This window comes from Bacillus sp. FSL R7-0646, from assembly GCF_037969865.1.
Lineage (GTDB): Bacteria > Bacillota > Bacilli > Bacillales > Bacillaceae > Bacillus > Bacillus licheniformis.
Genome location: NZ_CP150217.1, coordinates 3,348,262 through 3,362,221 on the forward strand (window position 1 = coordinate 3,348,262; position 13,960 = coordinate 3,362,221).

Annotated in this window: 12 protein-coding genes and 1 riboswitch; of the genes, 3 read left to right on the forward strand and 9 right to left on the reverse strand. The window is 47.5% G+C overall.

The genetic code is table 11. The annotated features are described in order from the left end of the window. Positions 1-29 precede the first annotated feature (29 nt). From MKY62_RS17470 to sspJ, 7 genes are all read right to left on the reverse strand, one after another. A complete protein-coding gene (locus tag MKY62_RS17470; protein ID WP_003185173.1) occupies positions 30-1,787 on the reverse strand; it encodes a HAMP domain-containing sensor histidine kinase in 1,758 nt (585 codons plus the stop codon). After that, positions 1,784-2,512: a response regulator transcription factor gene (locus tag MKY62_RS17475; RefSeq protein ID WP_003185174.1), complete on the reverse strand. Its 729-nt coding sequence runs from the start codon at positions 2,510-2,512 to the stop codon at positions 1,784-1,786. The genes MKY62_RS17470 and MKY62_RS17475 overlap by 4 nt, the downstream gene beginning before the upstream one ends. A 224-nt stretch (positions 2,513-2,736) precedes the next feature. After that, positions 2,737-3,504 carry an ABC transporter ATP-binding protein gene (locus tag MKY62_RS17480; protein ID WP_044051841.1) on the reverse strand — a complete coding sequence of 256 codons (768 nt, stop codon included), beginning with the start codon at positions 3,502-3,504 and terminating at the stop codon, positions 2,737-2,739. A gap of 63 nt (positions 3,505-3,567) precedes the next feature. Further along, entirely contained in the window at positions 3,568-4,581 is a 1,014-nt protein-coding gene (locus MKY62_RS17485) for an iron ABC transporter permease (RefSeq protein WP_009329572.1), read from the reverse strand. Then, positions 4,581-5,645 (reverse strand): iron ABC transporter permease, encoded by a 1,065-nt coding sequence (locus tag MKY62_RS17490; RefSeq protein WP_009329573.1) that lies wholly within the window; start codon positions 5,643-5,645, stop codon positions 4,581-4,583. The genes MKY62_RS17485 and MKY62_RS17490 overlap by 1 nt, the downstream gene beginning before the upstream one ends. A 155-nt stretch (positions 5,646-5,800) precedes the next feature. Further along, entirely contained in the window at positions 5,801-7,204 is a 1,404-nt protein-coding gene (locus tag MKY62_RS17495; RefSeq protein ID WP_003185182.1) for an amino acid permease, read from the reverse strand. Between the two features lie 114 nt (positions 7,205-7,318). Next, positions 7,319-7,495, reverse strand: a riboswitch (Lysine riboswitch). A 162-nt stretch (positions 7,496-7,657) separates the two neighbouring features. Beyond that, the gene (sspJ, locus tag MKY62_RS17500; protein ID WP_003185183.1) at positions 7,658-7,798 is read right to left on the reverse strand and encodes a small acid-soluble spore protein SspJ; all 141 of its coding nucleotides are present in this window, start codon (positions 7,796-7,798) and stop codon (positions 7,658-7,660) included. Positions 7,799-8,037: 239 nt separating this feature from the next. Between sspJ and MKY62_RS17505 the strand changes: the two genes are divergently transcribed. The 3 genes from MKY62_RS17505 (at position 8,038) to MKY62_RS17515 (ending at position 12,120) form a co-directional block, all read left to right on the forward strand. Continuing rightward, entirely contained in the window at positions 8,038-8,508 is a 471-nt protein-coding gene (locus MKY62_RS17505; RefSeq protein ID WP_009329575.1) for a metal-dependent hydrolase, read from the forward strand. Between the two features lie 99 nt (positions 8,509-8,607). Beyond that, a complete protein-coding gene (locus tag MKY62_RS17510) occupies positions 8,608-10,467 on the forward strand; it encodes an LTA synthase family protein (RefSeq protein WP_009329576.1) in 1,860 nt (619 codons plus the stop codon). A 201-nt stretch (positions 10,468-10,668) separates the two neighbouring features. Beyond that, entirely contained in the window at positions 10,669-12,120 is a 1,452-nt protein-coding gene (locus MKY62_RS17515) for a DHA2 family efflux MFS transporter permease subunit (protein WP_003185189.1), read from the forward strand. Between the two features lie 39 nt (positions 12,121-12,159). Here the strand turns inward: MKY62_RS17515 and MKY62_RS17520 are convergent, their stop codons facing one another. Together MKY62_RS17520 and MKY62_RS17525 are read right to left on the reverse strand one after the other, a co-directional pair. Next, positions 12,160-12,999 carry an aldo/keto reductase gene (locus MKY62_RS17520; RefSeq protein WP_003185195.1) on the reverse strand — a complete coding sequence of 280 codons (840 nt, stop codon included), beginning with the start codon at positions 12,997-12,999 and terminating at the stop codon, positions 12,160-12,162. Positions 13,000-13,088: 89 nt separating this feature from the next. Then, positions 13,089-13,949, reverse strand: coding sequence for an ROK family protein (locus MKY62_RS17525; RefSeq protein ID WP_003185197.1), 861 nt, complete (start codon positions 13,947-13,949; stop codon positions 13,089-13,091). Between the last annotated feature and the right edge of the window lie 11 nt (positions 13,950-13,960).

A 13,960-nucleotide genomic window follows, 5' to 3' on the forward strand; every position in this document is an offset into this window, starting at 1 on the left:
AACCTTTGGCTTCTTCTTTTTCATACCGCTTATTTGGCGGCTTTAGGGTTTTTCTTAAATTCCATCGTAATTTCCGTCCCTCGGCCTGTCCGGCTGTCAACTGCGATGCAGCCGTCGTGCAGGTGGACAAGTTCCAAAGAAATAGCAAGGCCGAGACCGCTTCCTTCTGTCGCATCTTTTGTATGCGTTCCCCTGTAGTAGCGGTTGAATAAATTTGAGACGGTTTCAGAGTCCATGCCTCTTCCGTTGTCTTGAATTTTAAGAATAATATATTGCTTGGATTCTTCAAGGATCACCTTGATGTCAGTGCCTTTTTTGTTATGCTTGACGGCGTTGGCGAGGAGGTTTTCCAAGACTCTTCGGAACCAGCCCCTGTCTATCGCAAACTCGGTATCTACTTGCTTGTATTCAAAAGACACGTTGTACCCTTCTGAAAATGAATGGCGCTTAAACTCCTCAACGAAGCTCTTTAAAAACGGCACGAGCCTCACTGTCTGGCGTTTAATCGGCAAAGCGTCGTTTTTCAGCCTGTACGTCAAGTTCAAGTCTTCGATTAGCTGTGACATGTAGTCCGACTTTTCTTTCATCGCCTGGCCGATTTCGCGGATTTCCTCTTTTGACCACTCATAGTTTGGAGACTCCAGCATCATGCTGTAGCCGTAAATCGTGCTGAGCGGCGTTTTTAAGTCATGGGAGAGCCCTGCGATCCATTCCTCCCGGGTCGTTTGGATTTTCTTGCGGTTTTGCTCGTCTTTTTTCAGCGTTTCCGTCAGCTGCTCCATCGATTCAAACACTTCTGTGAACAGCCGGTACGGCTGTTTTCGCTTCCCTTTTTTGTTCCGGCTTCGCGGGCGGCCTTTCCGGTTTCTCGGTTCTTCAAATCGCCCTTTTGAAAGGTTGACGATCCATTTAATCGTATGGATGATCGGCATGCCGAATCTGAAAGAATACCAAATGGTCATAGAAGACATCAATAAGATCAGAACGCCGATCACGATGAGAACGATTTTTAAAGCGAGCCCGATCATCGTCCTGTTGAACTCATGATCCGGATTAAAAATCGGGTTCGGCGTAGCGGCGATCAGCCATTCTGTCGCGCTTAATCGCCTGTATGAAAACTCGTGCTCGTAGTTCCATGGCTTTGATCCGTATTTTAAAAGCTCCAGCTCATTGATTCCCTGGCTGTAATCTATGTCCTGGTAGATCGAGTCCAGCATTTTCCCTTTTTCGCTGAACAAATAGACGGACCCTTTGTTTTTCTTAATGAAATCAAGCGTGCTTTTTTTATAGGAAGAAAGGTCTGCCATATCCTTCTCTTCTTTTTCCAAATAGGACAGGATCGTATCGCTTTTCGACTCCCATCCGAATAAAATCACGTAGTCTTCACCATTGAAATTGGCAGACCAGAAGTTGACTTGATATTTTTTAATTCTTTTTTTATCAAAAACGGATACCAGGTCTTCCCTGTGGTACTGCCTCTGAATTTCCGCAGGAAGACGGTAGGAATAAACGGTTTTCTCCTTGCCGTCTAATATTTGAAGCCAGCCTCCCTGTTTGTCGATAGCCGATTTCAAGATATCTTCGATCTGCCAATTGTTATTGTCATCCACGCTGACCCAGCTTTCAAACGTGTCTGAAGTGGCTTTTGCCAAGCCTGTATCCGCTTCGCTCTCGCTTAATCGGAGAGCGAAAAAAATGAAGGATAACAGCAAGGTCGCGAGAACAAGACCGAGAATCAAAAAAATCTGACTGACAAAGTGGAGAACGAGCTTTCCTCTGAGCTTCATCCTTCGCTCTCTTTTCGTGCAGGATTGGGAACGAACTTATATCCAAGGCCGCGAATCGTGACGATATATTCGGGGCTGCTCGGGTCTTTTTCGATTTTCTCCCTCAGCTTTCTGATATGTACCATGACGGTGTTGCTGTCTCCATAAGATGGAACGCCCCACACTTTTTCATAAATTTGATCCTTGGAAAGCACCCTGTTCGGATGATCGCAAAAATATTGCAGGAGCTGGAGCAGCTGCGCCGAGCAGCTGACCGTTTCGCCGTCCACGATCAGCTCCGCAAAGTCGGGATGAAATATAAAGCGTTCATATTCGTAGGCTGAAGATACTGAAGCAGCTGCAACTTCTTTATGTATATACGTTCTTTTTAAATGGGCTTTAATCCTGGCGATTAATTCCAGAGGATTAAAAGGTTTTGTAATATAATCATCAGCCCCGTAGGCAAAACCCGACAGTTTATCGAGATCGGATGTTTTCGCCGTCAAGAAGAAGATCGGAGCGTTGGTGTGCCGCCTGATTTCAGGAGATACATCAAATCCTGTCTGTCCCGGCATCATGACATCGAGAAGTATTAAGTGCACGGTGTCCTTTTTCACGATGTCGAGCGCTTCTTCTGCGCTGCTTGCGGTCAGAACTTCTGAAAATCCTTCCTTCGTGAGGACGCGCTTGACCATTTGAACAATGGCGTCTTCGTCGTCCACAATCAAAATTGTCGCATTTTCCAAAATCCTTCTTTCCTTTCTGTCTATATCATGTATTTTATATCCTCATCTTACCATCTATTATATCTATATCGGCACACATTTTCTGATTTTAAAGTAAAAATAAACTTTTTTAGAAATGATTTTTTACTTTACGAAATCATGGAATAAAAAAAACAGACATCTGTCCGATGTCTGTCCAGATTGTTGACAAAATCCCAAAAAGGTCTTTTGTTATTGGGATTTTGTCATCCGGTTGCCAGCCTCTGATCCTCTTCTTTTTTCAATAGATCGTAAGTCAGGCACACCGGTTTTCCTGTGCGCGGGTCTAATATAATTTCAGCATCAATCTGAAACACCTTTTTTAATACTTCTGATGTCATGACTTCATGAGGGGCGCCCTCTTTGACAATCGCACCCCGGTTCAGCGCCACCATATGATGAGCGAAGCGGGCGGCATGGTTGAGGTCGTGAATGACCATCAAAATCGTTCGGCCTTCTTCTTGATTGAGCTTTTCCAGCAGTTGCAGAATTTCAAGCTGGTGCGCCAAGTCCAAATAGGTTGTCGGTTCGTCAAGGAGCAAGAGCTCCGTTTCTTGGGCAAGGGCCATCGCAATCCAGACGCGCTGGCGCTGTCCTCCAGAAAGGGCTTCGATCGGCCGGTCATAAAAAGGCAGCATTCCTGTCACTTGGAGAGACCATTCAACCATGCGGCGGTCATCGGCCGAAAGCCTGCCCATTCCCTTTTGATGAGGAAAACGGCCGTAAGAAACGAGCTCATATACGGTCAAACCGCCTGGCGCCTCAGGCGTCTGCGGAAGAATCGCCATCTGTTTGGCTACATCCTTCGTCGACATTTGGTGGATCGCTTTGCCGTTTAAATAAACGGCGCCCGTTCGCGAACGCTGTATGCGCGCCATCGTTTTTAATATGGTTGATTTGCCGCACCCGTTCGGACCGATCATGGTCGTCACTTTTCCTTTTGGTATGTGGAGGTTTAAGTTTTCGACAATCATCTGTTCGCCGTAGCCGATCCCCAGGTTGTTTGTTGAAAGAGACACGTTGCACCCTTCCCTTCTTTAATTTGTTTTCATAAGCAAATAGATAAAATACGGTGCGCCTAAAGCGGCAATGACAAGCCCTACGGGAATTTCCGAAGGCGCCAGTATCATTCTTCCAATTAAGTCCGCCAGCAAAAAGAGCAATGCTCCGGTCAACGCGGAAGCCGGGATTAAAAGCTGATGCTTCGGCCCGACAAGTCTTCTGGCAATATGCGGAGCCACGAGACCGAGAAACGTAATGTTTCCTCCAGCCGCTACACACGCGCCGCTCAGCGCGGCTGCCGACAGAAGCAGTGTGCGCCGCTCTTTTTCAACTGCCGTTCCGAGCCCTGTTGCGAGCTGATCACAGAGATTCAGCACGTTTAAATAGCGCGCTTTATAGAGGATAAAAGGAATCAGCACGACAATCCAGGGCAGCACGGCCGAGACAAAGCTCCAGTTCGAACTCCATATATTCCCTGACAGCCAAACAGCCGCCTGCATAAAGTCATTTGGGTCCATTTTAAGCTGCAGCATTAAGATGGCCGCCGAAAACGCCGCATTCACTCCGATGCCGACCAAAACGAGGCGAATGGGATTCAAGCCTTTTTTCCACGCCAGCAAATAGATGGAAACGACTGCAAAGCAGGCTCCCAAAAATGCGAATATCGGCAGGGAAAAAACGAATCCTTTTTGCAGGTTGCCAACGTCTCCCTGAAAATAGAAGATGAACAGCACAACGGCAAAACCCGCTCCCGTATTGATGCCCAATATCCCCGGATCGGCCAGGTCATTCCGGGATATCCCCTGCCAGACGGCTCCGGAGACAGCAACCCCTGCACCGATCAGCATGGCGAGGATCATGCGCGGCAGACGGAATTCAAATAATACAAGTTCATCCTGCGGCGTTCCAAAGCCGAACAGTGTTCTCAATGTAGCAAGCGGGTCGATGCGGATTTCTCCCATGTTCATGCTTAATAAAAACACGGCGGCCGTCAGCACGGCCATGACGAGCATCACCGCACCCGCCCGTCTGTTGTTTTTCTTGAGCATTACAGTCCACTCCTTTCCCTGCGGGCCAGATAGAGAAAGAATGGTACGCCGACAAGCGCAGTTACTGCTCCGACAGGTGTTTCAAACGGCGGGTTGACCAGCCTTGCCGCAATATCCGCATAGATCAGAAGAACAGCGCCAAGCACAGCTGAGCATGGAATGATCCAGCGGTAATCAACCCCGACCAGAAAGCGGGTAATATGCGGAATGATCAATCCGATAAAACCGATCGCACCGGCAACGGATACAGTGGCACCCGTCAGCAGAACAACGGACACGATGCCGATCGCTTTTACCGTCTTCGTATATTGACCGAGCCCTTTCGCCAGCTCCTCACCCAGGCTTAGAACCGTGATGGAACGGGCGATGACAAAAACGACCGCCAAACCGAGCGCTGCCGCCGGAATCAACAACTGAATGCTGAGCCATTTCGTGCCGGCGACACCTCCGGCATACCAAAAACTGACGTCGCGCGCCACATCAAAGTGGATCGCGATGCTCGTAGAAAGAGCGCTCAGGAACGTGCCGACAGCCGTACCGGCCAAAGCCAGCTTTACAGGCGTAAGACCGCCTTTTGAAAACATTCCGATTCCAAAAACAAGCCCCGCTCCAAGAGCGGCACCGGCAAATGACCAGATCATCAGCCCGATCGATGAGGTTCCTGGAAAAAAAGCAAACGCAACAGCAATTGCGAAAGCTGACCCGTGCGTGACGCTCATAATTTCCGGCGACGCAAGAGGATTTCGCGTCATCCCCTGCATCACGGCTCCGGAAACCGCCAGGCAGGCGCCCACAAGAGCCGCACTTACCGTCCTTGGCAGTCTGAGTTCCTGAATAATTTGATGGGCCGTATTTTTCGCGTCAAAATGAAAAATGGCGTCCCAAACCGTTCCAAGCTTTATATCAGCCGCACCGAGCGCAATCGATAATGCGGCGCCAAAAAGCAGCAGCATGATTCCGCCGGCCAGGACAAATACAGCTCCGAGCGGACGGCTGATCGGTCTCTGTTCTTCATCAGTGCCATCCGCGCCGTTGATATGATGTATGTTTTTGTAAGAGCTCACTCGATGCCATTCCTTTCGATCTTTTTAACCGATAACGATTATCATTTTCATGTTTAGTATAACAGGCCTAAGCAAAAATTTTAATCAAAATTTTCGGCAGGAATCAAAAAGCCAGCCGATCTTCCGCTAAAAGACCCGGCTGGCAAAGAGCTTTATCACACTTGATTATTTTTGAACTTTTTGTAGACGAACGGGTAGATCGCAAGACCGACGAAAAACAGCCCGATTCCCAAGATAAAGGTGGTCAAGTCAGACGTGCCTGAAACGATGACCCATAAAGAGTACGCAAGAGCGGCCAAGGCAATGATGCCGTCTCCTGTTCTTGAACCTTTCAGCTCGCCGTATGTCTCCCCTTTGAGGATGAGCTTCAAGCTGAAAAGAGCCGCTATGAGATAAGGGACAAGGTAAGCGAGCGTCGCCGACGTTGTTAAAAACGTAAAGGCTTCGCTGATCGTTCCCGAAATCGTTGAGAAAATAAAGATCTGCGACATCACGTTTGTGACGATCAATGAATTGACCGGACTTCCCTTTTTATTCGTTTTCGCAAAGAAAGCAGGAAAATCACCGGCTTTTGCCGCCTGATACGGAACCTCTGCGCCGATTAAAATCCAGCCGAGCATCGATCCGAACAAAGAAACGATTGCCAAGACCGCCATAATCACGCTGCCGAAGCTGCCGATAATCACGTGCAGCACATCAACGAACGGTTTATCTGATGCCTGGAGCTGATCGTGCGGGATGACGCCCATCGTAATTAAAGTGATGATCATATAAATGCCGAGCGCAATTAACAGGCCGGTAATGGTCGCGCGTTTGACATCACGCTGGGATGATGCGCGCCCTGATAAGATTACCGCAGACTCGATGCCGACAAACGCCCACAGCGTTGAAATCGCCGCATTGTGAACCTGTCCGCCCAGCCCTATGCTTTTGCCTTCTGATTCGATTGGAAAATAAAATGATTCGAATAATGCCGTTTGAAAAACGAACAAACCTGCAACAATAAACAGGACAAACCCAAGCACTTTGGAAAAAGTCGCCAAAAAGTTCAGCTTGCCCGCTCCATTTATGCTGGAGACTAGGATAAAATGCGTCCCCCATAACAAAATCGTACACACGATGAATGTCAAGAGCTGGCCAAGTGTAACGGGGTGTCCGCCGAATTCAACCAGCTCGCGTCCGTCGGTTAAGATCGGCAAGAAAGTCGTCAAATAGCCTGCAAGGCTTGTAATGATGGCCACGTTGCTGATCCAGCTAGCCACCCAATACCCCCATACCATTGTAAAACCTGCCGCATTCCCTTTTTTAGGGTCTGAGAATAAAGCTCTTGCATAGCTTTGCGGACCTGCTTTGAGATCCGGGCGGCGAATGGATAAATGGCCGAATACAAGGGCGATCATCAGCACCCCCGCACCCGTCACCAGCCATGCCGCCGTTACGCCGAGCGGGCTAGCCGTCTGGGCGAGTGTGCTGGGGAGCATAAAAATCCCTGAGCCGACCATATTGCCGACAACAAAAGCCGTAAGAAGCCAGAAGCCCCATTTTTTTGTCTGTTCCATAAGATATAACCTCCGAGCATTTTATAAAAAATATGCCGGACCAGACCGTGAGATCATTCAAAATAAAAAAAGCATGAACAAAAGTCCATGCTTTGGTTAAACATACACTCTTGATCTCCGGATAGCCCTCCGCGGGAATACCCGCGGCAGTCCTGCACTTATTCAATGCAGACCCAGCATAAAGAATGAATGGCTTCCTTATGCTTCGGCGCTGATGCCTTTTGCATATGATCATCGGCCCCATCAGCCTCACACATGCGACTCATCATCCGCGCAACCTCTACCTCACTAAGAGTTAAGAGTGAGGATTTATCACATATTCTGAAAAGAGGTTACCAGAGAAATTTTGATCTGTCAAAGGGAAGTGATGGAAAAAACGGACAGCCGCGCCAAAAGGCCGCCTTTTTTGGCAGCCTTCTGAAGAATGGAAGACGGGCTCTCTCCATCTGTCATTTATCGGTTATTTTTCTTTTTGTTGACCGCCTCTTGCAGAGGGTCTCCTTTCAGCGCTTGTCCTGCGTCTTCAAGCGCCCCCCGAACGGCGTTTTGGTCCTTTTCCTTATTTCCTCTATCTTTATTGAAGAAAATACCCAAATGAATCACCTCTTTAAAAATGTGGTACAATTTTAATTTGGCTTATCAAATTTAAATTATGCAGAACCTTGGAATGTGTTTTTTATCTGAAAACGCCATATTTTAGATGTAAACGCGCCGATTGTTTAGGAAATTGTTTTTTTCAGCTGACAAGTTGTTACCATCTGTCTTGAAGGCCGTCAGAACTCTTGATATAGTTTTCATTAGGAAATTGTTATAGGTCTTAAAGGAGAAGCGATATGACAGGAAAAACACACATCATGGGAGGGGTCGCTTCTTGTACGGCTGCTGCTTATTTTTACGGATATGATCCGGTGTTCATGACAGCCTCGGGCGTTATCGGAGCATTGATTCCGGATATATGCCATACAAAAAGCAAGATAGGCAGAAGGCTTCCGATTTTATCAGCAGTGGTCAGTTCTGTCTTCGGGCACAGGACGTTTACACACAGCCTGCTCTTTTTGCTCATCACGGCATTCGCGGCACATTTATATTTTGCAGATCAGAGCATACTTGTCGGATTGATGGCCGGAATGGCAAGCCATCTGCTCCTCGATGCCGGGACTGTAAACGGCATCAAACTTTTCTTTCCGTCCGCCATTAAGGTTCGTCTGCCCCTTTACATTAAAACCGGCGGGAAGGCGGAACAAGTCGTTCTTGCTGTGCTCACCGTTGTTTCGTGCTATTTTATTGCGAACTTGATCGCCTGACGAAAGGGACGGTTTGACCGATTGCTATATGATGCTTTTTTTAGTCATTTTATCTTGGTGTTCTTTACCTGCGGGGATTATATGTGAGGAGCTATTTATATGAAAGAACAATTTTTTAAAAAGCAGTGGTTTTTATGCCTATCCATATTTTTCATATGGATGAAGACGTACTTCATCTACAAGCTGGGCTTTAATTTACAAATCGACAACGCACTTCAGGAACTGATCCTGTTTATCAACCCGCTTAGCTTTCTCATCCCTGTACTCGGCATCAGCCTCTTTTTTCGCGAAAAATCGCAGCGCATCTATTTAATCGGGGCTAATGTCGTCCTGACGGGCATCTTGATTGCAAACAGCATTTTTTATGGTTTCTACATCGATTTCATCACCATTCCCGTCCTGTTCCAGGCAAAAAACCTCGGGGGGCTTGGAAGCAGTTTTCAGGAGCTGTTCAATCCGGTTTTCATCGCGCTTTTCCTGGACCTGGCTCTCATGGTCTGGCTGGCAAAAACGCGCGAAAGAACCGGCAAAAAGCTTTCCGCTAAAGCCGTTAAGATCTACTATGCGGCAGCCGCCGGAACGGTGCTGTTTAATCTCGCCCTGTCGGAGCTGGATCAGCCGAAGTTTTTAAGCTACTCTTACGACAGGGAAGTGCTTGTAAAAAATATCGGCTTGTATCAGTTTCATCTGTTGGACGGCATTTCACAGACCTTTAATTTGACACAAAAAGCGGTCGCTGATGAAAACAGCCTGGCAACGATCGAAAACTACACAAATGCCGACTACAGCAAACCGAACCAAGATATGTTCGGAATTGCCAAAGGACGAAACGTCATCTTTGTAACGCTTGAATCCACCCAGACATTTGTCATCAATGAAAAGGTGAACGGCCAGGAAATCACGCCGTTCATGAACAAGTTCATTCAAAAAAGCTATTATTTCGACCATTTTTATCAGCAGACCGAACAGGGGAAAACGTCCGATTCGGAATTCATTGTCGCTAATTCGCTCTATCCGTCTCTGAGCGGTTCGGTGTTTTTTACGAAGAGCGAGAATGCGTACAATTCGATGTATAAAACACTGGCGAACCACAATTACAGAACATCGGTTTTCCACGCCAACCATAAAAAATTCTGGAACAGGGACGTCATGTACAAAGCCCTCGGCATCGACAGCTTTTATGACGTCTCCCATTTTCATGTGACACCTGAAAATTCAACGGGCTGGGGGCTGAAGGATAAGGAGTTTTTAACGCAATCGGCCGACTTGATGAAAGACTTGCCGCAGCCCTTTTACAGCAACCTGATCACATTGACGAATCATTTTCCATTTCAAATTGATGACGAGGATAAGCTGATCGATGAGTACGATTCAGAGAGTGACATTTTAAACCGGTATGTCACGACTGTACGCTATGAAGACGAAGCATTGAAGCATTTCATCGCAAAACTGAAGAAAAACGGCCTTTACGACAATTCTGTGATCGTGTTCATGGGAGATCACTACGGCATATCAGAAGCGCACAACGATGCGCTGGCTCAATTTTTGGGCAAAGACGAAATCACCCCTTACGATACCGTTCAGCTGCAGCGGGTGCCGCTGATTATCCACATTCCGGGGGTAACGGATCAAGACCCGAAAACGATATCCGAAACAGGCGGCCAAATTGATGTCAAACCGACATTGCTCCATTTGCTCGGAATTGATGCAAAAGGCATGATTCAATTCGGCAATGACCTGTTTTCGAAAGAAAGAATGCCTTTCGCTGTGTTGAGAAACGGCAGCTTTATTACAGATGATTATATCTACACGAAAAATACGTGCTACAGCAAAAAAACCGGGGACATGATCAACGATGGAGAGGACAAATGCGGCCCTCTCATCGAGAAGGCGAATGAAGAACTTTCCCTTTCCGATAAGATTATTAACGGTGATTTGCTGAGATTTTACAAAAAATAATCCGTCCCCTTTAAACCGGCATTCTCGCCGGCTTAAAGGGGCTGTTTAAATTGAGGGACAGCTGGGTATTATATACCGAATGTTAAAAATGAACTTGCGGTTTTGCAGTTCCTTCGTTACCCTAAATGAAAAGAGAAGTTATTTCGAGTGCCGATTATTTCATAAAGTGTTATAAAAAATGATAAATAAGAAGGTTTTAATATGAGTGAAACACAGCACAAGACAAATCAATTGCCGATTGTTGCCGTCTTGATTATGGGGACATTTATCGCCATTTTGAATCAGACGCTTTTGACGACGGCTCTGCCTCCGATTATGAGGGACTTAAACATTACGCCGGGGCTTGCCCAATGGCTGACGACCGTTTTTATGCTCGTGAATGGGATCATGATTCCAGTTACGGCTTTTTTAATTGAAAAATTCACAACGAGAAAGCTGTTCATGGCGGCAATGTCTTTATTTACGGCCGGCACGCTGATCTGCGCCTTGTCATTCAGCTTTCCGGCGCTGATTGCGGGGCGCGTCGTGCAGGCGGCTGGCGCCGGCATTATGATGCCATTGATGCAGACGGTGCTTTTATTGATTTTCCCAAAGGAAAAACGCGGATCAGCAATGGGAATGGTCGGGCTTGTGATTGCCTTTGCTCCCGCTGTCGGACCGACCCTGTCAGGCTGGATCGTCGATCGCTATCCTTGGGAAGTATTGTTTTACCTGCTGCTTCCGTTCGCCGTGATCGACATGATTGCCGCGCACTTTATTTTAAAAAATGTCACCGAACAGACATCGCCTAAGATGGATGTTACTTCAATCATACTGTCTTCGCTTGGCTTCGGCGGCATTTTGTACGGCTTCAGCAGCGCCGGTGTTGCCGGCTGGACGGGTGCGGACGTGCTGGCCGGCTTCGCGGTCGGCAGCGTTGCGCTGTTTTGGTTCATTTGGAGGCAGCTCCATTTGGAAGAGCCGATTTTGGAGTTCAGGGTATTTAAATATCCGATGTTTACCTTGGCGACGATTATCGGGATGGTTGTCTTTATGTCGATGATCGGAGCTGCGACGATCGTGCCGATGTATATGCAGGATATGCGCCATTTCACGGCGATGGAGTCGGGAATGATGCTGTTTCCGGGAGCTGTTGTGATGGGGCTGATGTCTCCGATTACCGGAAGAATTTTTGACAAAATCGGCGCGCGGATTTTGAGCATCACCGGTTTGACGGCGATCTTCGTGACCACATTGCTCTTGACCCATCTGACAAAGACGACGCCTTTTGCATATTTGTCTATCGTCTATGCGATTCGGATGGTCGGCATGGGGATGGTGCTCATGCCTGTTACGACAGCCGGCTTGAACCAGCTCCCGCGCCATTTGATTCCTCACGGAACGGCCATGAACAATACAATGAGACAGATGTCAGGATCGATCGGGACGGCTGTTCTCATCACCATCATGACACAGCGTGCGCTTCTTGACCCTGCCGGTCCGTCTTCGGATACAGCGATGATTCACGGCGTCAATCTGGCATTTATGACCGCTGCTGCATTGTCGGGAATCGGATTGGTTCTCTCATTCTTTATTAAGCAGCACCGCCGCGGACGGCTCGACGGCAGCAAAAGAAAACAAGCGAAAGGCCGCTTGGCCATTCATGAGAAATGAAAAATCCCGGGTTTATAAAAACCCGGGATTTTTTTATGATTATTCGAATCCGTTAACCATTGTGTCCGGATCCGGACCGACGCGCTCATCTTTATTAAGAGCGTTGATTTTTTCGACATCTTCCGCCGATAATTCAAAATCAAAAATGTCGGCATTTTCAATAATGCGGTGTTCTTTGATGGACTTCGGAATGGTGACGACTTCATTTTGCAAATCCCAGCGCAGGATGACTTGAGCAACGGATTTGTTGTATTTTTTAGCGATGTCAGTCAGCACCTGATCATCGAGGAGTTTTCCCTGCATGAGCGGAGACCATGCTTCCACCTGAATGCCTTGCTTCTTGCAGTAGTCCCTAAGCTCAGTCTGAGTGAGGCGCGGATGGAATTCAACCTGATTGACCATCGGTTTAATTTCCGCATCTTCCAATAAGCTTTCCAAATGGTGGACATTGAAATTGCTGACTCCGATCGCTTTCACTCTGCCGTCTTTGTACAGCTTTTCAAGTGCGCGCCACGTATCTTTATATTTGTCTTTTCCTGGCCAATGAATCAAATATAAATCAAGGTAGTCAAGGCCGAGTTTTCGAAGGCTTTCATCAAAAGCCGCCAATGTTTTTTCATATCCCTGGTCACTGTTCCAAACCTTTGACGTGATGAAAAGCTCTTCGCGGGGAACGCCTGATTCCTTAATCCCTTTGCCGACGCCTTCTTCATTTTGATAGATAGCGGCTGTGTCAATGCTCCGGTATCCGTTTTTAATGGCTGCTTTTACAGATTCAACGACTTGGCTGCCTTCTTCCACTTTGAAAACTCCAAGTCCAAACCATGGCATTTTCACACCGTTATGTAATGTCACAGTGTCCTTTAAACTGCTTACCATTTTGAACGACCACCTTTCTTTTTTTCAGATGCTTTTAAACGCACCGCTTTTATTATCTCACACTGGGTGGATTTTACAAAACAACTTGCTCAACCGATGGAATGAGCCAAAGCAAGCGCTCCGGTGATTCCCTGATCGTCGCCAAGGCCCGGCGGCACGATGTATTCTTCAAGATCAGGCAGGTCGACATATCCGTTCAAATATTCGGCCAGCTTTTTGCGAATCAGCGGGAACAGCTGCTGCTGCTTCATGACACCGCCGCCCATGATGATTTTTTCAGGGCACAGAATCAAGATATATTGCATGAGGGCCTGTGCTAAATAGTCGGCTTCAAGCTCCCAAACTTCCTCGTTTTCAGCCAAATCCTTGCCCTTTTTCCCCCATCGCTTTTCAAGCGCCGGGCCCGATGCCATCCCTTCAAGGCAGTCCTTGTGATACGGACAGATTCCTTCAAACGTATCCTGCGGATGCCGTCTAATGAGTAGGTGACCCATTTCAGGATGGAGCGTGCTCTGTACGAGCCGGCCGCCGACAATCGCTCCTGCTCCGATTCCTGTGCCGACTGTGATATACAAGCAGCTCTCCAGGCCTTGCGCCTCTCCTTTCGTCAGCTCTCCAAGCGCGGCAGCGTTTACATCAGTCGTAAACGAAACCGGAATGCCAAGCCTTTTTTCCAATTCGGGAATAAACGGGTACCCCTTCCAGGCTAATTTCGGGGTATTGGTTATGTATCCGTAATCCTCTTTATTTTTTGCAACGGATATAGGTCCAAAAGAGCCCACTCCCATTGATGTGAGCTGATACTTGCTGAAGAAATCGGTCAGCTTTCCAATGGTCTCTTCAGGCGTCTCCGTCGGGATCGTCAGCCTGTCTATGATTTCTCCCTTTTCTGTTCCGACTGCACAAACAAACTTTGTGCCTCCTGCTTCTATTGCACCGTAATGTTTCATCCTCTCGGCTC